Annotated in this window: 20 protein-coding genes and 3 tRNA genes; 9 read left to right on the top strand and 14 right to left on the bottom strand. The window is 36.1% G+C overall.

The features are described from left to right. Window positions 1-35: 35 nt before the first annotated feature. Window positions 36-488, bottom strand: coding sequence for an SRPBCC family protein (locus tag LGQ90_RS06835; protein WP_229339482.1), 453 nt, complete (start codon window positions 486-488; stop codon window positions 36-38). 196 nt (window positions 489-684) lie between these two features. On the opposite strand from LGQ90_RS06835, the gene LGQ90_RS06830 reads away from it, so the two are divergent. From LGQ90_RS06830 to LGQ90_RS06810, 6 genes are all read left to right on the top strand, one after another. Beyond that, window positions 685-1545 carry a peptidyl-prolyl cis-trans isomerase gene (locus LGQ90_RS06830; protein WP_341481957.1) on the top strand — a complete coding sequence of 287 codons (861 nt, stop codon included), beginning with the start codon at window positions 685-687 and terminating at the stop codon, window positions 1543-1545. Further along, window positions 1508-2956, top strand: a complete 1449-nt coding sequence (locus LGQ90_RS06825; protein ID WP_229339478.1) for a peptidylprolyl isomerase — start codon at window positions 1508-1510, stop codon at window positions 2954-2956. Before LGQ90_RS06830 ends, LGQ90_RS06825 begins: the two co-directional genes overlap by 38 nt. Before the next feature lie 8 nt (window positions 2957-2964). After that, the gene (locus tag LGQ90_RS06820; RefSeq protein ID WP_229339476.1) at window positions 2965-3915 is read left to right on the top strand and encodes an AAA family ATPase; all 951 of its coding nucleotides are present in this window, start codon (window positions 2965-2967) and stop codon (window positions 3913-3915) included. Beyond that, on the top strand, window positions 3809-4237 hold the full coding sequence (locus tag LGQ90_RS15070; protein ID WP_423738444.1) for a PLDc N-terminal domain-containing protein: 429 nt from the start codon (window positions 3809-3811) through the stop codon (window positions 4235-4237). Before LGQ90_RS06820 ends, LGQ90_RS15070 begins: the two co-directional genes overlap by 107 nt. A 176-nt stretch (window positions 4238-4413) precedes the next feature. Continuing rightward, entirely contained in the window at window positions 4414-6681 is a 2268-nt protein-coding gene (locus LGQ90_RS06815) for an aconitate hydratase (RefSeq protein ID WP_229339474.1), read from the top strand. An 86-nt stretch (window positions 6682-6767) separates the two neighbouring features. Further along, the gene (locus LGQ90_RS06810; protein ID WP_229339472.1) at window positions 6768-7328 is read left to right on the top strand and encodes a TlpA family protein disulfide reductase; all 561 of its coding nucleotides are present in this window, start codon (window positions 6768-6770) and stop codon (window positions 7326-7328) included. A gap of 3 nt (window positions 7329-7331) precedes the next feature. Here the strand turns inward: LGQ90_RS06810 and LGQ90_RS06805 are convergent, their stop codons facing one another. From LGQ90_RS06805 to LGQ90_RS06770, 8 genes are all read right to left on the bottom strand, one after another. Then, on the bottom strand, window positions 7332-8468 hold the full coding sequence (locus LGQ90_RS06805; RefSeq protein WP_229339470.1) for a lycopene cyclase family protein: 1137 nt from the start codon (window positions 8466-8468) through the stop codon (window positions 7332-7334). Window positions 8469-8484: 16 nt separating this feature from the next. Beyond that, window positions 8485-8934: a sterol desaturase family protein gene (locus LGQ90_RS06800; protein WP_229339468.1), complete on the bottom strand. Its 450-nt coding sequence runs from the start codon at window positions 8932-8934 to the stop codon at window positions 8485-8487. 12 nt (window positions 8935-8946) lie between these two features. Then, on the bottom strand, window positions 8947-9786 hold the full coding sequence (locus tag LGQ90_RS06795; RefSeq protein ID WP_229340059.1) for a phytoene/squalene synthase family protein: 840 nt from the start codon (window positions 9784-9786) through the stop codon (window positions 8947-8949). 1 nt (window position 9787) lies between these two features. Continuing rightward, on the bottom strand, window positions 9788-11254 hold the full coding sequence (locus LGQ90_RS06790; RefSeq protein WP_229339466.1) for a phytoene desaturase family protein: 1467 nt from the start codon (window positions 11252-11254) through the stop codon (window positions 9788-9790). 9 nt (window positions 11255-11263) lie between these two features. Continuing rightward, window positions 11264-12166: a MerR family transcriptional regulator gene (locus LGQ90_RS06785; RefSeq protein ID WP_229339464.1), complete on the bottom strand. Its 903-nt coding sequence runs from the start codon at window positions 12164-12166 to the stop codon at window positions 11264-11266. A gap of 176 nt (window positions 12167-12342) precedes the next feature. Then, window positions 12343-12426, bottom strand: a tRNA-Leu gene (locus LGQ90_RS06780). An 81-nt stretch (window positions 12427-12507) separates the two neighbouring features. Then, window positions 12508-12580, bottom strand: a tRNA-Lys gene (locus LGQ90_RS06775). 101 nt (window positions 12581-12681) lie between these two features. Further along, window positions 12682-12754 (bottom strand) — tRNA-Lys (locus LGQ90_RS06770). A 126-nt stretch (window positions 12755-12880) separates the two neighbouring features. Here LGQ90_RS06770 and LGQ90_RS06765 point away from each other — a divergent pair. Continuing rightward, the gene (locus LGQ90_RS06765) at window positions 12881-13402 is read left to right on the top strand and encodes a shikimate kinase (RefSeq protein WP_229339462.1); all 522 of its coding nucleotides are present in this window, start codon (window positions 12881-12883) and stop codon (window positions 13400-13402) included. Here the strand turns inward: LGQ90_RS06765 and LGQ90_RS06760 are convergent. From LGQ90_RS06760 to LGQ90_RS06750, 3 genes are read right to left on the bottom strand one after another with little or no spacing between them, the layout of a single operon-like run. Next, window positions 13394-13894 (bottom strand): phosphoribosyltransferase domain-containing protein, encoded by a 501-nt coding sequence (locus tag LGQ90_RS06760; RefSeq protein WP_229339460.1) that lies wholly within the window; start codon window positions 13892-13894, stop codon window positions 13394-13396. The genes LGQ90_RS06765 and LGQ90_RS06760 overlap by 9 nt on opposite strands. 3 nt (window positions 13895-13897) lie before the next feature. After that, the gene (locus tag LGQ90_RS06755; protein WP_229339458.1) at window positions 13898-14473 is read right to left on the bottom strand and encodes a TPMT family class I SAM-dependent methyltransferase; all 576 of its coding nucleotides are present in this window, start codon (window positions 14471-14473) and stop codon (window positions 13898-13900) included. After that, the gene (locus LGQ90_RS06750; RefSeq protein ID WP_229339456.1) at window positions 14466-14873 is read right to left on the bottom strand and encodes an RNA-binding S4 domain-containing protein; all 408 of its coding nucleotides are present in this window, start codon (window positions 14871-14873) and stop codon (window positions 14466-14468) included. Before LGQ90_RS06750 ends, LGQ90_RS06755 begins: the two co-directional genes overlap by 8 nt. Window positions 14874-14953: 80 nt before the next feature. On the opposite strand from LGQ90_RS06750, the gene LGQ90_RS06745 reads away from it, so the two are divergent. Further along, window positions 14954-15907 (top strand): FKBP-type peptidyl-prolyl cis-trans isomerase, encoded by a 954-nt coding sequence (locus tag LGQ90_RS06745; protein ID WP_229339454.1) that lies wholly within the window; start codon window positions 14954-14956, stop codon window positions 15905-15907. 70 nt (window positions 15908-15977) lie between these two features. Here the strand turns inward: LGQ90_RS06745 and LGQ90_RS06740 are convergent, their stop codons facing one another. Both LGQ90_RS06740 and LGQ90_RS06735 read right to left on the bottom strand, forming a co-directional pair. After that, window positions 15978-16757, bottom strand: a complete 780-nt coding sequence (locus LGQ90_RS06740) for a hypothetical protein (protein ID WP_229339452.1) — start codon at window positions 16755-16757, stop codon at window positions 15978-15980. Between the two features lie 88 nt (window positions 16758-16845). Then, window positions 16846-17550 carry a class I SAM-dependent methyltransferase gene (locus LGQ90_RS06735; RefSeq protein WP_229339450.1) on the bottom strand — a complete coding sequence of 235 codons (705 nt, stop codon included), beginning with the start codon at window positions 17548-17550 and terminating at the stop codon, window positions 16846-16848. Between LGQ90_RS06735 and LGQ90_RS06730 the strand changes: the two genes are divergently transcribed. Beyond that, window positions 17550-18041: a YkgJ family cysteine cluster protein gene (locus tag LGQ90_RS06730; protein ID WP_229339448.1), complete on the top strand. Its 492-nt coding sequence runs from the start codon at window positions 17550-17552 to the stop codon at window positions 18039-18041. The genes LGQ90_RS06735 and LGQ90_RS06730 overlap by 1 nt on opposite strands. Window positions 18042-18084: the final 43 nt, after the last annotated feature.

Below are 18084 nucleotides of genomic sequence, written 5' to 3'. Positions count from 1 at the left end.
TAAAATATAACTAGATTTTTATTTTAAAATAGAAATTACTCGTTCTTCACACTTTTCCCATCTTCTACAAAGGCTTTAAAATCTTCCATGTATTTCCAGGACTGTTTTTTAAATGCGCCGGGCATAAACCAGCCAAAAAGTTTCATGAATCCACTAAACTTAAATTCATTATCAGTGATCCAGATAGTTGCGTTTTCCGGCGTTTCATTAAATCTGTTTATCTGGAAATTATAAACTCCCTTAGCTTCATAGGTAGCGCTGTATTCTTTAGGTAGATCGTTCTTGAGGATAGTTTCAGTCATTTCTATCTCTCGTTTTCCCATTTCATACTTTAAAAGATTTTGAGAACCTTCAGCACCCAACTTTCCATTTATAGGTTTCATAAAAATAAACCCACGCTGCCAATGTTCGAGATTATCGGGATCTGAAAACTTTTCTACTACTTCATTTCGGGGTCTATTAATGCTGATTTCCTGTTGATATTTCATAACTAGCTGGTTTGTTGTTTATTAAAGATATGACAGAAATAAATATTTCTGAAATTTATAATTTAAATCGCTGCTTTTCGTTATGCCTTTAGCTTGCAGAACCTTAACTAATTCTTATTTTTGCGCCGGTGAAGACTTTTGTTAATTAGAAAGTCTCTTCTGGCATTCAAATTGAGTGATGCTAAAAAAGTTGATTTTGAAGAAATATTTTCTTGGATTTTTTTTAGGTTTTGCCGCGCTACTAACGCAAGCTTGTGATTATTTTGAACCCTCAGAAGATCGTACGGTAGTAGTAAGAGTTAATGATTCTTATCTTTACGAAGAAGATATCGCCTCATTGATAAATGAAGATACTTCTCCTGAAGACAGTTCAATAATTGTTTCTAATTATATAACCCGCTGGGCAACCCAACAGTTATTAATAGATCGCGCAGAGTTAAATTTACCAGAATCTCAGCAGAAGGAATTCAGTGACCTGGTAAGCAATTACAGGAATGAGTTGTATACTAATGCCTATACAGAAGCTGTGGTTTCCCGGGATTTGGATACTTCATTGAATAAGGCAGAAATAGAAGATTATTATGCCCAAAATAAGGAGAACTTTATCCTGAATGAAGATCTGGTAAAACTAAGATATATCAACCTGGCTAAGAATAGTAATAATTTAGATGAACTAAAAACAAAGTTCAGGCGATTCAATGAAAAGGATCAGCAGGATTTAATTGATATAGCTTTACAGTTTAAGAATTATTCCCTGAATGATTCGGTTTGGGTAAAAACCAAATCGGTTTATAATAAAATTGGTCCACTTTCAGTAGAAGACAGGGCCAGCTTGCTTAAGAAATCTAATTTTATGGAATTGCAGGATTCACTAAATGTGTATCTTGTATACGTAAATGATGTTTTAAGCCGAAATGAGCAGGCTCCACTTGAATATGCTTCGGCAACTATACGCGAAATTTTGCTGAACAAGCGAAAGCAGGCGTTGATTAAAGAATTAGAAAAAGATATTACTAAAGATGCAATTAAGAATAATGAATTTGAAATTTACAATTAAATCTGTTTTAGTCGCGGCTTCTGTGCTGCTATCTTCTTATGCCAATGCGCAGGAAGTGATCGTTACAGATAGTACTTCTATACAGCCAGATGCTGAGGTGAAGAAGGAAGATGTAACCAAACAAGGCTCTCAAAGAATGAAAGTTGATGGGATTGCTGCGGTTATTGGTGAATATATAATTCTGGACAGTGATATAGATCTTATGTATAAAGACATGCAAAGCCAGGGAATGTCTACTGCGGAAGTGACCGATTGTAACCTTGCCGGGTCTTTAATGGAAAACAAACTTTATGCCCACCATGCCATTCAGGATAGTATCATTATTCCCGATTCTCAAATAAATGGAGTAGTAGATCAGCAAATTCAGGGACTCGCTCAACAGGCCGGTTCCATGGAAAAAGTTCTTGAATTCTATAAGAAAGAAAGCGAAGCTGCACTTAGAGATGAGATCTTTCAGCTAACCAAGCAGAGGCAGCTGGCTCAAAGAATGCAGCAAAAGATCATTGAAGAAATAGAAGTGACTCCCGAAGAGGTAAGGCAGTATTATGTGAACATGGATGAAAAACCAATGTTTGGTACCGAGGTTGAGTTATCTCAAATAGTAATTGAACCGGAAATCCCTGAATCTGAAAAACAAAAAGTAATTGACAGATTAAACGAATTTAAAGCCGATATTCTGGAAAACGGAGCAAGCTTTGCAACCAAAGCGGTGCTATACTCTCAAGATCCCGGAAATGCTTCAGACGGAGGGAGAATTACCCTTACTCGTAAAGACGCATTTGTAAAGGAATTTAAAGATGTAGCCTTTAGTCTTCAGGAAGGTGAGATAAGTGATCCTTTTGAAACTGAATTTGGTTATCATATCATTCAGGTTGATAAAATTAGAGGGCAAACAGTAGAATTAAGACATATTATTCTAATTCCTGATGTTACCAATGCTTCTGTAGAAGCTGCAAGAAAAGAGATAGATACCTTGAGAAGTAAAATAGTTGCCGGAGATATAGAATTTGCTGCCGCAGCGAGAGAAGCTTCAGATGAGGAAGAAACAAAGAATGACGGTGGGAAACTTATAAATCCAAGAACCGGGGATACCAGATTTGAATTGACGAAAATCGATCCTGAATTATTCAAACAGGTTGAAGAACTTGATGAAGGAGATGTTTCTTTAGTTCTTACACAAAAAGACAGAACAGGAAGACCTCAGTTTAAGATCATAAAAGTGACTAAAAAGATAGAAGAGCATGAAGCAGATTATGCCACAGATTATCTGAAAATAAAGGAACTTGCACTTAGAGATAAGCAGTTGGAGGCTATTGAAGAATGGCAAACAGAGAAAATAAATGATACTTATGTAAAGGTAAATGGTAAATACCGTGACTGTGAATACACTAGTGATTGGGTAAAAAATTAAATTAATATATGTCTGACGTTGCATTGGTAGAAAAACTGGTAGATAAACATCTCGAACTTAAAAGAGAGATCGCGAAGGTTATCGTAGGTCAGGATGAGGTAGTAAACCAGATCCTGTTATCCATTTTCTCCGGTGGTCATTCATTATTAATTGGAGTTCCTGGCCTGGCGAAGACCCTGATGGTTAATACTATTGCCCAGGCCCTGGGTTTAAATTTTAAAAGGATTCAGTTTACCCCAGATTTGATGCCGAGTGATATTCTTGGTTCTGAAATTCTGGATGAGAACAGAAAATTTAAATTTATAAAGGGTCCCATTTTTACCAATATTCTTCTGGCAGATGAGATCAACAGAACTCCGCCTAAAACCCAGGCAGCTCTATTGGAAGCCATGCAGGAAAGAGCGGTAACAGTGGCAGGGCATCATTATAAGTTAGATCTTCCTTATTTTGTGCTGGCTACGCAGAATCCCATAGAGCAGGAGGGAACCTATCCCTTGCCTGAAGCTCAATTAGACCGGTTCATGTTTGCTATCAATCTGGATTACCCAAGCTTTCAGGAGGAAGTAGATGTAGTAAAAGCAACCACTTCAGATGAACCGCAGCAAGTAAATGCTTTATTCACTGCGCAGGAAATTTCAGATATTCAACATGTAATCAGGAGAATTCCTGTTCCTGATAATGTTGTGGAATATGCGGTAAGATTGGTAGGTAAAACCAGGCCTTTAAATGGAGCGCCAGATCTTATAAAAAATTATGTTGATTGGGGAGCAGGGCCAAGAGCTTCTCAAAACCTTATTATGGCTGCAAAAACGCATGCTGCGGTTAACGGTAAATTCTCACCAGATATAGAAGATGTTCAGGCGGTATCATTTGGGATACTTCGTCATAGAATTATTAAAAACTACAAAGCAGAGGCAGAAGGAATCACAGAAGAGGAGCTTATTAAAAAACTATTTTAGTTTGATTCAATTTATACTACGTTATAAGATTTTTGTTAGCGTTATTTTTTATCTGTTGTGGGGAGCTTCTTTCTTTGCAAATGTTTTAAACCTGGGTGAAACAGGTAGCGAAGTAATGATCTGGACTTCCAATATTATTCTGTTTATCTTCTGGCTTATAATTTTAATGGATATGATCAGAAACGAAATTCGAGATAAAACCTTCTGGATCCTGTCAATGATTTTCCTTCCATTTTTCGCTCCGATAGTATATATTTTCAGAAGAAAAAACCTGATTCATTTAGAGGAGAATAAATTTAAATCTGGTCGTAGATTTAAATAAAATTACCAAATTCTCAATTTTACACCCTTAAATTGTTTTTTACTGAATTTTTAGAGGTGAAAATTATAATTTCAGAAAATATTTATACTAATTTCTGAGTATTGCTTCTAATTTTCAAAATCCCTTTAAAATCCCTATTTTTGCAAGACTTTTTTAGAACATAAATTAAACAGAATATGGCATACGATATTGATATGATTAAAAAGGTGTATAGCCAAATGGCAGAACGTGTAAATACTGCGCGTGAAGTTGTTGGTAAGCCTTTGACACTTTCAGAAAAGATCCTTTATTCTCACTTATGGGACGGAGCAGCGAAAGATGCTTACACCAGAGGAAAGGATTATGTTGAATTTTCACCAGATAGAATTGCCTGTCAGGATGCGACGGCACAAATGGCATTATTGCAATTCATGCAGGCTGGTAAGAAGCAGGTTGCTGTTCCTACCACTGTTCACTGTGATCACCTCATTCAGGCGAAAATGGGAGCTGCGATAGATCTACAATCTGCTAATAAAAGTAGTAGTGAAGTTTTCGATTTTCTGGAATCAGTATCAAATAAATACGGAATTGGATTCTGGAAGCCGGGTGCAGGTATTATTCACCAGGTAGTTCTGGAAAACTATGCTTTCCCTGGAGGAATGATGATTGGTACAGATTCTCATACTGTGAATGCAGGTGGATTGGGAATGGTAGCCATTGGTGTTGGTGGAGCAGATGCTGTTGATGTAATGGCAGGGATGCCATGGGAGCTTAAATTCCCGAAACTTATTGGAGTTAAATTAACCGGAAAACTTTCTGGTTGGACTTCTTCGAAAGATGTAATTCTTAAAGTAGCCGGTATCCTAACTGTAAAAGGTGGAACAGGCGCTATTATTGAATATTTTGGTGAAGGTGCACGTAATCTTTCCTGTACAGGTAAAGGTACTATCTGTAATATGGGAGCTGAAGTTGGTGCAACTACTTCAACTTTTGGTTATGACGACTCTATGGAGCGTTATTTAAGAGCTACAAATCGTGCAGATGTTGCCGATGCAGCAAATGAAGTACGTGAGCACTTAACTGGTGATGATGAGGTTTATGCAAATCCAGAGCAATATTTTGATGAATTGATCGAGATCAATTTAGATGAATTGAAGCCTCACCTTAACGGGCCGTTTACTCCAGATCTTGCTACTCCTATTTCTGAAATGAGTAAAAAAGCTAAGGAACACGACTGGCCAATTAATGTAGATTGGGGTCTTATTGGTTCCTGTACAAACTCTTCTTATGAAGATTTGACCAGGGCAGCTTCTATTGCCAAACAGGCAGTAGATAAAAAAGTAAAAGCAAAATCTGATTTCGGAATTAACCCGGGATCTGAGCAAATTAGGTTTACAGCAGAAAGAGATGGATTGCTTCAGATCTTTGAAGATCTTGATGCGACAATCTTTACGAATGCCTGTGGACCATGTATAGGTCAGTGGGATCGTTCAGACAGAAAAGGGGAGGAGAAGAATACGATCGTGCATTCTTTTAACCGTAACTTTTCTAAGCGTGCAGATGGGAATCCAAATACACACGCCTTTGTAGGTTCACCAGAAATGGTTGCAGCAATTGCAATTTCCGGACGTCTTGATTTTGACCCGACTCGTGACAAATTGATGAACGAGGATGGTGAAGAAGTGATGTTAGACGAACCACAGGGAATTGAACTTCCTACCAAAGGTTTCGCAGTAGAAGATGCTGGATATGTTGCTCCAAATGAAGATGGAAGCAGTGTTGAAGTAAAAGTAGCTGAAGACAGTGAAAGACTTCAGTTATTAACTCCATTTGAGCCATGGGATGGTAAAAACCTAACCGGAGCTAAATTGCTTATTAAAGCCTGGGGTAAATGTACTACAGACCATATTTCTATGGCAGGACCATGGTTACGTTACCGAGGTCATTTAGATAATATCTCAAACAACTGTTTGATTGGAGCTATAAATGCTTATAACAAGAAATCAAACTTTGTTAAGAATCAAATGACTGGGGAGTACGATGGTGTGCCAGCAGTACAGAGAGAATACAAGAAAGAAGGAATTCCAACGGTAGTAGTGGGAGATCATAATTACGGGGAAGGTTCTTCTAGAGAACATGCGGCAATGGAGCCAAGACACTTAGGTGTTAAGGTGGTATTGGTAAAATCTTTCGCTCGTATCCACGAAACTAACCTTAAGAAACAGGGAATGTTAGGTCTTACTTTCGCGAATGAGAACGATTACGATCTTATCCAGGAAGATGATACCTTCAATTTTGTAGATCTTGAGAATTTTGCTCCAGATACACCGTTAACGATAGAGATCGTCCATGCTGATGGTAGTAAGGATACTATTAAGGCTAATCATACTTATAACCAGCCTCAAATTGAGTGGTATAAGCACGGTTCAGCACTTAACCTTATCAAGAAGCAAAACGCAGCTTAATTTTCAGCTGAAATTATAAAAAGAGAACTCCCTTTTCAGGGAGTTTTTTTATGTCTTAACTTTGCAGAAATTTAGTCTCCAATCACATGAAATTATTCAAGAATCAGTGGTCTAATATTATTATTATCGTAATCATACTGGCGATGATCATTCCGCAGACGAGAAAACCAATACAGATCTTTGTAAATAAACTCATTTCCTTCGCTCCTTCAGTAAACGATGAAGAGGACCGGGAGAAAATTGCCAGTTATGATTGGGTACTGGAAAACAATCGGGGTAAAAGAATTGAATTTTCAGAATTTGAAAATGAAGTGATCGTAATCAATTTCTGGGCCACCTGGTGTCCTCCCTGCATCGCAGAAATGCCAAGTTTTCAGGAATTATATGAAGATTATGGCGATAAAGTAACTTTTTTATTCGTTTCCGGAGAGCAGCATGAAACTGTGGATAATTATATGAAACGAAAGCGATTTACCCTGCCTTCCTATAAAATGCTAACCAAAGCTCCGGAGCCTATGGATGGAAGAACCCTGCCAACCACTTATGTACTTTCAAAAAACGGGAGTATAGTAATTGATAAAGTGGGTGCTGCCGACTGGAATAGCGAAAGTTTTAGAAAGACTTTGGATAAACTTATAGCAGAATAAAGATCAGACTTTATTAAAAAAAGATTTCAGGAATTGAGGGTGGTATAAAGATAGCATGATCTTTAACTCTTCTGAAAAACTGGTTTCTTCATCCAAAAACCTGAAAATATCCTGAATGGAATTCTTGGTGTAGAATTTTGTAAAAAGCGATTCTCCCAGATCATTGCGTTTTTCCAGAACATCCAGAAAAATAGCATCGTATTTCTGAAATTTCTTACTAAAGAGATTTGTAGAAGGTTTTAAGCCACTTTTAATGTTATCTATAAGCTTATCCACTTTGATCTCGGTATTCTTAAAGGAATAGCCTGAAGAAGCCTTTACCCAGCCTCCTGCGGTTCCAATCCTGGTCACATATTTTGTATTGAACTTATGAAAAGGATAATCAGTCATTGGAATAATTCCTTTTTCCGAATCTATGATCTTATAATCCTTTATTTTCAGAATAGTTCTGATGTACTCTTCAAGCTTACGATCGTAAACAACATCTTCAGTAAGAAAGGGAGTGAAAAAAGTAAATTCAATAAGTGCTTTATTTTTTGATAAAGGAAGAATATAGGTGAAACAAGTACTTTCTTCGTGCTTGATCCTGTAATCCATCATCGTGAACACTTCGGGATCGAAATGATCTTTATCGGTCTGTATAGTTATTCCTTTAAAATGCTGATAAATTACTGACGATTTCTCGTCATTTTTAAAGTCTGTAGGAGGCCGGCTGTCGAAGAAATGTGTGGCCGTATAATTATCTTTTTCACCAATGGCAGTTCTGGTTACCTGGTCTATGTTTGTGATCTTATCTTTAATAAAAATAATATCTTCAGAATTTTTCAGCTCAGCTTTTACATAATTGTAAAAATCCAGGGATTTCAACATTTTATATGAATAGGGAGCCAACTGAAGATCTTTGGTCAATTCAGAAGTAATGAATTTTCCCTTATGCCATTGTTGAGAAACTAAATGATCCCATTTACCACGACCTTCCTCCCAGAAACACCAGGTTTTATCGTTAGAAGATTTACTGGATGGTTCAACTATCGCTATTTTCTTTCCTTTAAAAAAGAGATCACGATTTATTGTTAGAGCGAGTTGAAGTCCCGCCAGACCACCACCCACAATGACGTAGTAATAATCTGGCGTTATCATTTAGTTGAAGATTTTATTATTTTTTGAAGTATTTGAAAGGTACGAAAAGCATTCCGAAGCATTCACCCTCATCTTTTCCTAAATGTTTATGATGCATTTTATGAGCTCTCCTAATTCCTTTCGCGTATTTATTATTAGCGTTTCTGAAAATCTTAAAACGCTGGTGAATAAAAATATCATGCACCGTAAAATAAGTGATCCCATAAGCCAGAATTCCCAGCCCGATGGGAAGACCTATCCAAATATCTTCATATCTCCATAATAAGAAACATCCTATACTTACCAAAGCATAAAATACAAAGAAGAGATCATTTCTTTCCCACCAACTGCTGTGGTCCTTTCTATGATGATCTTTATGTAATTTCCATAAAAAACCATGCATTACGTATTTATGGGTAAACCAGGCCATTCCTTCCATGATCATGAAAGTTCCCAGAAATACTACTATCCATAATAAAACATTCATTTCTTTATAATTTTATATTAGATTCAACCGGTACGAAATGTAGGATTTTGCAAGTAAACCTGCTTTTTGATAATTTGGTACTCTTACTCTACGTTTCCTAATCTCGAGAGACGGAATTCTCTTTAATTTTTGTAATAATTTTCTATAATAAATATAAGCTGTATAAACACCAAATTTAGCTTCTACCGGTAAATGAGCAATACCTTTTAAGCCTTTGTGGAAATCTTCTTCTATCTCTAGAATAATCTGCTCCTTATTAACTTCATTCAACTGGGAAAGATCAACATTGGGAAAATAACTTCTGCTTAGGTCATCATAATCTGCCTTTAGATCTCTTAAGAAATTTACTTTTTGAAATGCAGAACCCAGGCTCATCGCTGATTCTTTAAGCTCTTCATATCTTTCTTTATCTCCATTTACAAAGACTTTAAGGCACATAAGACCAACCACATCAGCGCTTCCGTAAATATACTGCTTATATTCTTCCATGCTTAAGTATTCAGACTTATGTAAATCTAAACGCATACTGTCCATAAATGCACTGTAGAGTTCTGGCTGAATAGCATATTTATGTACGGTTTCCTGAAAGGAGTTTAATATGGGGTTCAAAGAAATTTTTGAGTCTATGGCTTTATACAGATCAGTTTCGAAATCTGCAAAAAGTTTTTCCTTGTTATAATCATGGAAAGAATCTACGATCTCATCAGCAAATCGCACAAATCCATAAATATTATAAATATCCTGCCTTATAGAAGGGGCAAGCATTTTAGTAGCCAGAGAAAAAGAAGTGCTGTAAGAATTGGTTACGGTCTTACTGCATTCTCTGGATACAATGTCAAAGATAGCTTTCATATTAATTTTTTTCATATTTTTCAATAAGCCCCGCGGCAAGTTTCCCTGAAATAAGGGAGGGTGGTACACCGGGACCCGGAACGCTTAATTGTCCCGTAAAATAAAGTTGGTCAACTTTTTTACTTTTTAGTTTAGGTCTTAAAAATGCCGTCTGGAAAAGTGTATTGGCCATTCCGTAAGCATTGCCTTTATAGGAATTGTAAGCTTCTTTAAAATCTTTTACACAGAAGGATTCTTTAAATATAATATTTGTTTTCAATTTTTGATCGGTGATTTTTTCAAAACGTTCAAGAATAATATTGAAATAATGTTCTCTAAGTTCTTCCGTATCTTCCAGATCTGGAGCCAATGGAATCAAAAATATTCCGGCTTCCTTTCCTTCGGGAGCACAAGTGCCATCAGTTATTGACGGAAAACTGGCATAAAATAAGGGGTTATCTGGCCATTTTGGATCATCATAAATGTCTTTCGCATGATCTTCGAAGCTGGAATCAAAGAAAAGGGTATGATGAGAAACATTTTTTATTTTTTTATCGAAGCCTACATAGAATAGAAGGGAGGAAGGGGCAAAAGTTTTCTTTTTCCAGTAAGATTCAGAATATTGTCTTAGTTTTTCCGGTAAGAGCTGCTCTGAATGGTGATAATCTGCCCCCGATAAAATGATATCGGCGGTAAATTCTTTTCCATTAACCATTATTCCTCTGGCCTTTCCTTTCTCCGTAATAATTTTTTGAACGGGTGAATTCAGATGAAATTTAACACCCAGAGATTCAGCCAGCTCCTTAATACCTTCAATAACCTTATACATTCCACCGGTGGGATGCCAGGTGCCAAGACCAAAATCGGCATAATTCATAAAACTGTAGAAAGCCGGGGTGTCACTTGGTTTTGCGCCTAAAAATAATACAGGAAATTCCAGTATTTTTCTGAGTTTGGGATTTGTAAAATCCTTTCTTACTTCACTGCTGATATTGGTGAAAAACCTTCCCAATCTTTTTGCTGTCTCCGGCGTGATTAATTCCATTGGAGAAATCCCCGGGCGGTATACCAATTCCTTGATTGCGATATTATAGTTGTCGCGAGCTTTCGTAATAAATTTCTGAAGTTTTTTTGAACTTCCCGTCTCTTCCTTTTCAAAACTTTCAAAGATCTCATCCAGAGACCCAGGAATAATTACTGAATCATCCTTGCCAAAATATACCTGATAAGCAGGATCTAATTTTTCAAGGCTGTAATAGTCTGAGGATTTTTTGTTGAAGTCTGAAAAAAAGCGTTCAAAAACATCAGGCATCCAGTACCAGGTAGGACCAATGTCAAATGTAAAGCCATCTTTTTTGAATTGTCTGGCCCTACCTCCAACGCTGCTGTTTTTTTCGAATACTTCTACCTGATAGCCAGCCTTAGCTAAATAACAGGAGGCTGCGAGTGAGGAAAAACCTGATCCTATAATATTTATTTTTTGAGGCATTAGGGGTATTTAAAGGCTATTAATAAATTCAGAAATAGAATGCTCTACTTTAATGTTGCTTGAAAGCTTTTCCTTATCAATTTCTTTCGTTCTTTGTCCAAATAAATAGAAATCATGATATTTTTCCTGACATATCTTATCCTGAAAGTCCTGGATGAATTCATGAATATTAGTATTTAAAGGCGAGACGGTAAGATAACTTACGAAAACTATGTTCTTATGGATTTCCATAAGATAATCCATATTACTTAAGGGCAGGCTTGGACCAAGGTAAATGGCATTTTTACCTGCATTTAATAATTCATAATTCAGGTAAAGTATACCTACATCATGAATTTCGTTATCAGGAAGAAAAAGAACATATAGTTTTTCGTCGTCCTCATTAGGAATTTCAGCCTTGAGATCGGCTATATTTAAATAGATCTTCTGCTTGATCAATTCTACGATATAATGTTCGTGAATTGGTTTAATGGTATCGGTTTGCCATAGGAGGCCGATTTCTTCAAGCAGAGGTAGAAAGACATCATGAAAAACCTCTCTGAAGTCTCTCTTTTCTCTCAATTTATTATAGGTCCTTTGGAAAAGCCTGTCATCAAAGTTCATCATGGCCAGCTTGAAAGAGTTCCTGGCCCTGTTTTCTTCACTTGCTGATGCGGAAATTCTTTTAACCAGATCATTAATCTCATTTTCCTGCATTTTGGAAATTCGGGAAATTTTATAACCATGGCTATTAAGGAAAGCTATGTTTAAGAGCTTTTGTAAATTATCACCATTATAGGTTCTAATATTAGTATCTGTTCGGTCGGGATTTAGAATATCATATCTTTTTTCCCAAATTCTAATGGTGTGGGCTTTTATTCCACTAAGATGTTCGAGGTCTTTAATACTGAAATTTTGCTTTATATGTTCCATGTTTGATTATAGGAGTTAAACAAAACTAAACAATTATAAAGCTTATTCTGATAATTGAAATGTTAAAATGTTTAATTTTATGGTTAAATAATTAAACAAAAGAAAAATAGGACAAAAAAATATGGCTAAATAGCCAGTTTTCAATGAGTGTATCTAAGAAGTATTTTATAAAGTAGTACCCGGAGCGGGACTTGAACCCGCACGCCCTAATGGACACATGGCCCTCAACCATGCCTGTCTACCAATTCCAGCACCCGGGTAAAAGATTATGGAAATAAGTGATCCATAAGGCTGAGTTAAATAATAGAACCGAAAAAAGTTACCGGTTTAGAACTAAGAAGTGATCTGGCTGGGGCTCGAACCCAGGACCCTCTCCTTAAAAGGGAGATGCTCTACCAACTGAGCTACCAGATCTAGAACAAAATAAATTTTGAACGTATTCAGTGATTTTAATTAGGCTCCTCTAGTTTTCCATAAGAAACGCTTTTGAAGCAAAAAAAATTATAACTAAAAAGTGATCTGGCTGGGGCTCGAACCCAGGACCCTCTCCTTAAAAGGGAGATGCTCTACCAACTGAGCTACCAGATCAATAAAAAACATCCGTCGTTTTGCGAATGCGGGTGCAAATATACATTGATTAATTTATTTTTCAAGCCTTATTTGCTATAATTTTATCATAGTTTTGCCTTTGTCTCATTTTAAGCAGATTAGATAATGAAAATATTTTTACTAGGCTATATGGGTTCTGGGAAATCTTATATAGGAAAGCGGTTAGCAGAGAGAATTGATCAAAATTTTATAGATTTTGATGAAGAAATCGAAAAACGTGAAAACTCTACGATCAATGAAATTTTTCAAAAAAAAGGAGAGATCTTTTTTAGAAAATTAGAGCGTAAGATACTGGAAGAAATAATTGCATTAAAAGAAGATGTAGTCATTTCTTTAGGTGGGGGAACTCCGTGTTATGGTAATAATATGGAGCTTATCCAAGCCAGTAACGAGGTAACCTCTTTTTATCTTAAATTGAATATTGAAAACCTCACCGAAAGACTGGAAGCTGAAAAAGCACACCGGCCAATGATTAGTCATTTAGAAGAAAAAAATAAACTGGAGGAGTTTATTAGAAAGCATCTCTTTGAAAGAGGCTTCTATTATAATCAAAGTGATTATATTATATATTGTAATGATAAATCTTCGGAAGAAATTATTGCAAAAATTCAGGAAAGTCTAGGATAATTCTACCACCTCTTTATTCTTTTTAAAGATCACTTGTACGGTCTCACTCAAAGAAGTAGAAAGGGAAATACCCTTAAAATCTACTTTAACCGGGTATTTTTTATGGTTTCTATCTACAAGAACAGCAGTCTTGAACTGTTTTAGAGGAACTTCAAGAAAATGGCGTACTCCGTAGATCAAAGTAGTACCAGAGTTTAGAACATCATCTACGAGGATGATAGATTTGTTAGTATATTCTTCCGCACTTAATGAAGTTTTAATTTCTCCCAGGGGATTTTTCTTATCTATTTCTACTTTGCATAAAGAGGTTTTAAGTGGAGAAATATCATGTAGCTCTTTTTCCAGTTTTTCAGCCAGAATAAAGCCATTTTTAGCTATCCCTGCGATAATTATTTCCTTCTCTTCTACATTGCTTTCGTAAATTTGATAGGCAATACGGCGTATCTTGTGCTTTATTTGTTTTTGGTCTAAGATTAAGTGATGTTCTTTCATCTTTTACTTTTTACTGAAATTAAAAAACAATTCTTTCCCCTGTCTTGGTTTTATAGAATTATAACACCTCTCAAAAATATTAATTTTGAAGTAAGGGCTAAAATACGTCAAATATTCTTCTTTGCTACCTCCAAAGGGAGGGCCATCCGGACTAAGTGGAAAGTCAAAAAGTAGTCCACATAACTTAGCACCAGACTTTAGAAGTTCAGAAGATTTTTCTGCATAATCAGGTCTGAGGTCAACCGGAAGAGCACAGAAAAAAGTTTGTTCCAGGATAAGATCAAATTGATCATTTAATTCGAAAAAATCAACATTCAGGATTTGACTTTCGGGAAATTGAGGAAGCCTTTTTTTAAAATTCACAATAGGTTCTTTTGCAATATCACAGATCCAGATATTTCTGAAACCTTTTTTAAAAAGATATTCGGCTTCATAAGAATTACCTGCGCCGGGGATAAGAATTTTGAGGTTCTTGTCCTGCAACTGGTCAATATATTCTTTTAGAGGTGTGGATACCTGACCTACATCCCAACCGGTATTATTTTCCTTATATCGCGAAGACCAAAATTCTTTATTCATTTTCTTTATCTGGTTTTTCCTTTATATCATCTTCTGCATTTTCAAACCAGTCATCGATATCCCTTCTATCTTTTTTGGTAGGCCTCCCAGTGCCTTTTTTACGATAATAATCTTTAGAATATTTAAGGAGTTCAAGTTTTTCGAAGGCCTCTTTTGGTGTGATATCATGAACATAGATGTTGACCAGTTTTGCACCCACCCGGCTTTTTGGTAAGTCCAGTATTTCTATTTCGTAATTGATCTGGTTTTTTCTTACCCTTAATTTATCCCCGGGAAACACATCTTTTGATGGTTTCAATATTTCATCTTCAAGCCTTACTTTCCCTGTCTTGCAAGCATTCGTAGCAATACTTCGGGTCTTAAAATATCGCACGCACCATAAAAACTTATCAACTCTCATAATTTGACCTCTAAATCAACGTTCAATATTGAGCAAAAATACAAGATTATTGTATCTTGCGGCTCCAAAATAGAATTCTGATGAGAATAAACAAACTTTTACTGATTTGCCTAACCGCTTTTCTTGTTTTTTCATGTGATAATGAAGATGATGATAATCCAGCTCCGGTTCCTCCAAGGGATAGAGGAGAGGTGGCTATTGAGGATGATCAGGCTTTGATCGATTATCTTTCTACCCATTTTTATAATTACGAAGAATTTGAAAATCCCGCAGAAAATTTCGATTATCAAATAGTGATTGATACAATTTCCGGAGAAAATGGAGATAAAACTCCAATTATAGATTCAGATAAACTTATCACTAAAACTATCAATAACGAAGGGGTAGATCAGCAATTATACATTTTGAAAGTTAGAGAAGGTGTAGGTGCAAAACCTAAATTTGCAGATTCCACCCTGGTTACTTATGAAGGTCAACTGTTAACCAGTGATGTTTTTGATGGAAATTTAAAAACTCCCGTATGGTTTAGTTTGGTAGCTTATTTAGCACGAAACGCTACAGGTTCTTTTGCTCCAAGAGGAGGAACTGTAAAGGGGTTTAATGAAGGTCTTCAAGAATTCGGAGGAGCCAGCGGATTCAAGGTAAAGGCTGATAATACAATCGATTGGAATGATGATTATGGTATTGGAGCAGTTTTTATGCCTTCAGGCCTCGCATATTTTAATAGTGCCCCAACGGTAGCGATTCCCGATTATTCTCCTTTAATTTTTAAAATCAATATGTTCCGTGTAAAGAAAGCAGATCATGATAGGGATGGAATACCCTCTTTCATAGAAGATTTAGATGGAGATGGAGATGTATTTAATGATGATACAGATGGAGATGGACTGCCTAATCATTCAGATTCAGACGATGACGGAGATGGAACACCAACAATCGATGAGATTGTTATTAATGAAGATGGAACTATTATATATACTGATACTAATAGTGATGGTACACCAGATTATTTAGATCCTAACTTTTTTAAATAAGAAACGTAAAATACATAAATAAAAAAAGCCGGTATCAAAACCGGCTTTTTTTATGATACTAATTAAAACTTTATCTTCCTCCGGCAGATTGTAGATCTTCAATACAGGCATCTCCTAATTCCGGGATTCCTGAACCATCAATAACATTCACCACACCACTTCCAAATTCTATGGAAGCTCTCATTAAACAGCCTTCAATGATACAGTGGCCTTCGTTTTCAGGATCTTTGTGATCTGTAACTGGGGGAGTGCCCAAATCTACAAGTCCAAATAAATGGGAAAATTCATGATTTAGGGTAGCAGCCTCAATAGTAGCTCGGCTGGGAGCGCCGGTTCTGCTAGCAAATGCTCTAATAGTTTTTTCATAGATAACCATAGATGTATTTCTGAAAGCCGAACCTAGAACAAATTTTTCATTGGTATCCTTTTCATTACTCCCATCAGCAAAATAAATCCATACTGCTATCTCATCTCCAACATTATAAGCGGTGCGTTCATCCTTTTCTATCTCAACAATTTCTTCAATCGTAAAAGGAGATTTTCCAGAGGAATTAGCACTTCTTAAATTAATTTCTATTCCATCTGGTTTATAAATACGTGCTTGTAGAAAACTTTGGAAATTGCTAATTGCTTCATCTGTGGGGCGGTTTCCTTCTACATAAACTATTTCAATATTCATGGAAGTGAAGGTGGCATCATTGAGTAGGTCTGAAGCAGAGGAGCCAAGGCTTTTGAGGTTGGCGGTGCGATTTACGCCACCACTTCCGGGGTCATTCGGATTATCTCTTGTACAGGAAACAACTAGAGAAACAGCAAAGAAAAATATAAATAACTTTCTAAATTTAATCATGATAAGTATAATACATTGTGGCAAAAATATGAAAAATAGTGACTTAGCTATTTTTTTAGATCTGTCAGAAGATTTTTTTGTGAATAAATTACTGTTTAAGTCTTAGAGCGGCCAGGTAATCATGATTTTCACCTTCTTCCAATATTTCACATTGAAAACCATTTGCTTCAGCGTATTTCATTAAAAGTTCAGGATCTATATAAAGCCAGTTGAAACTATCTGCTTTAAACTCTTTGTAACTCACGCTATATTCAAATTCTCCATAATATTTATCAGGATCTATAATCTCATCCTCGTAAAGATAAATAAGATCAGAAGAGTCCATCAATATTTTCCCGCCTTCATTTAATAGTGATTTGGAGTGTTGGAAGAAATTTTCAAGATTTTCCAGTTTCTCAATAATTCCGCTTCCATTCATGAGCATAAGAATAGTATCAAATTTTTCATTTTCGATATGAAAGAAATCCTGATGGGTCACACTTTCAACCCCTCTTTTTTTAGCGATCTCCACAGCGCCTTGCGAAGTATCTATAGCATGTATTTGTAGGTCTTTATTTTTCTGAAGATATAGAGCATGACTTCCGGCCCCGCAGCCAACATCGAGAACCTTACCCTTACAACGTTTTAATGCGGTTTGTTCTACTTTAGGCATTTCTTCGAAATCCCTGAAAAGATATTCTACTGGAATAATGTCATCATCAAAATCTGGTGAATGTACATTGATAGCTGTTTTGTCATTTTCTTCATAAAATGCTTTGAGGGCGATGCCGAATATATCCTTATTTTTGTCCAATGGAAGAGATTCTAAAAAGTTTACCTGAAAGGGCCAAAGATAAGAAGAAGGAGAATAGGAAGTTCTTTTCTAAGCTAAAGAAAAGACCTCCGAAAGATCTCGATGCTATTATGATTGAACTTCATGAGGATGAATTTTCAAGAACCGATTGTCTTACCTGTGCGAATTGTTGTAAAACTACCGGACCTTTATTTACGCAGAAAGATATTGAAAGAATAGCGAAGCATTTCCGGATGAAACCCGGTGAATTTATAGATACTTACCTAAGGCTTGATGAGGAGAATGATTTTGTACTGCAACAAGTTCCCTGTCCATTTCTGGGAGCCGATAATTACTGCTCCATCTATGAAAAAAGACCAAAAGCCTGTAGGGAATACCCTCATACAGATAGAAAAGACTTTCATAAGATCTCAAATATCACGATAAGGAATACGGCAGTGTGTCCTGCAGCTTATAACATCGTGGAGGAAATGAAAAAAAGATTGAAATAATTTTCTAAAATTCTGCTGAAATTTTGTCTTTAAAGTTTAATTC

This window comes from Christiangramia sediminis, from assembly GCF_020552705.1.
In the GTDB taxonomy this organism is placed as follows: domain Bacteria; phylum Bacteroidota; class Bacteroidia; order Flavobacteriales; family Flavobacteriaceae; genus Christiangramia; species Christiangramia sediminis.
The sequence above is the reverse complement of the archived record's forward strand: the minus strand, read 5'-3'. Positions and strand labels throughout refer to the sequence as shown.

Excerpts from the sequence above, each read along its gene's own strand:
- LGQ90_RS06825 (WP_229339478.1), top strand. The coding sequence starts at position 1,508 with ATGCAATTAAGAATAATGAATTTGAAATTTACAATTAAATCTGTTTTA.
- LGQ90_RS06740 (WP_229339452.1), bottom strand. The coding sequence starts at position 16,757 with ATGATTAAATTTAGAAAGTTATTTATATTTTTCTTTGCTGTTTCTCTA.
- LGQ90_RS06795 (WP_229340059.1), bottom strand. The coding sequence starts at position 9,786 with ATGAAAGCTATCTTTGACATTGTATCCAGAGAATGCAGTAAGACCGTA.
- LGQ90_RS06765 (WP_229339462.1), top strand. The coding sequence starts at position 12,881 with ATGAAAATATTTTTACTAGGCTATATGGGTTCTGGGAAATCTTATATA.
- LGQ90_RS06730 (WP_229339448.1), top strand. The coding sequence starts at position 17,550 with ATGGAAGAGATTCTAAAAAGTTTACCTGAAAGGGCCAAAGATAAGAAG.
- LGQ90_RS06810 (WP_229339472.1), top strand. The coding sequence starts at position 6,768 with ATGAAATTATTCAAGAATCAGTGGTCTAATATTATTATTATCGTAATC.
- LGQ90_RS06805 (WP_229339470.1), bottom strand. The coding sequence starts at position 8,468 with ATGATAACGCCAGATTATTACTACGTCATTGTGGGTGGTGGTCTGGCG.
- LGQ90_RS06835 (WP_229339482.1), bottom strand. The coding sequence starts at position 488 with ATGAAATATCAACAGGAAATCAGCATTAATAGACCCCGAAATGAAGTA.
- LGQ90_RS06755 (WP_229339458.1), bottom strand. The coding sequence starts at position 14,473 with ATGAATAAAGAATTTTGGTCTTCGCGATATAAGGAAAATAATACCGGT.
- LGQ90_RS06820 (WP_229339476.1), top strand. The coding sequence starts at position 2,965 with ATGTCTGACGTTGCATTGGTAGAAAAACTGGTAGATAAACATCTCGAA.
- LGQ90_RS06790 (WP_229339466.1), bottom strand. The coding sequence starts at position 11,254 with ATGCCTCAAAAAATAAATATTATAGGATCAGGTTTTTCCTCACTCGCA.
- LGQ90_RS15070 (WP_423738444.1), top strand. The coding sequence starts at position 3,809 with ATGTTCAGGCGGTATCATTTGGGATACTTCGTCATAGAATTATTAAAA.
- LGQ90_RS06800 (WP_229339468.1), bottom strand. The coding sequence starts at position 8,934 with ATGAATGTTTTATTATGGATAGTAGTATTTCTGGGAACTTTCATGATC.
- LGQ90_RS06745 (WP_229339454.1), top strand. The coding sequence starts at position 14,954 with ATGAGAATAAACAAACTTTTACTGATTTGCCTAACCGCTTTTCTTGTT.
- LGQ90_RS06750 (WP_229339456.1), bottom strand. The coding sequence starts at position 14,873 with ATGAGAGTTGATAAGTTTTTATGGTGCGTGCGATATTTTAAGACCCGA.
- LGQ90_RS06760 (WP_229339460.1), bottom strand. The coding sequence starts at position 13,894 with ATGAAAGAACATCACTTAATCTTAGACCAAAAACAAATAAAGCACAAG.
- LGQ90_RS06815 (WP_229339474.1), top strand. The coding sequence starts at position 4,414 with ATGGCATACGATATTGATATGATTAAAAAGGTGTATAGCCAAATGGCA.
- LGQ90_RS06785 (WP_229339464.1), bottom strand. The coding sequence starts at position 12,166 with ATGGAACATATAAAGCAAAATTTCAGTATTAAAGACCTCGAACATCTT.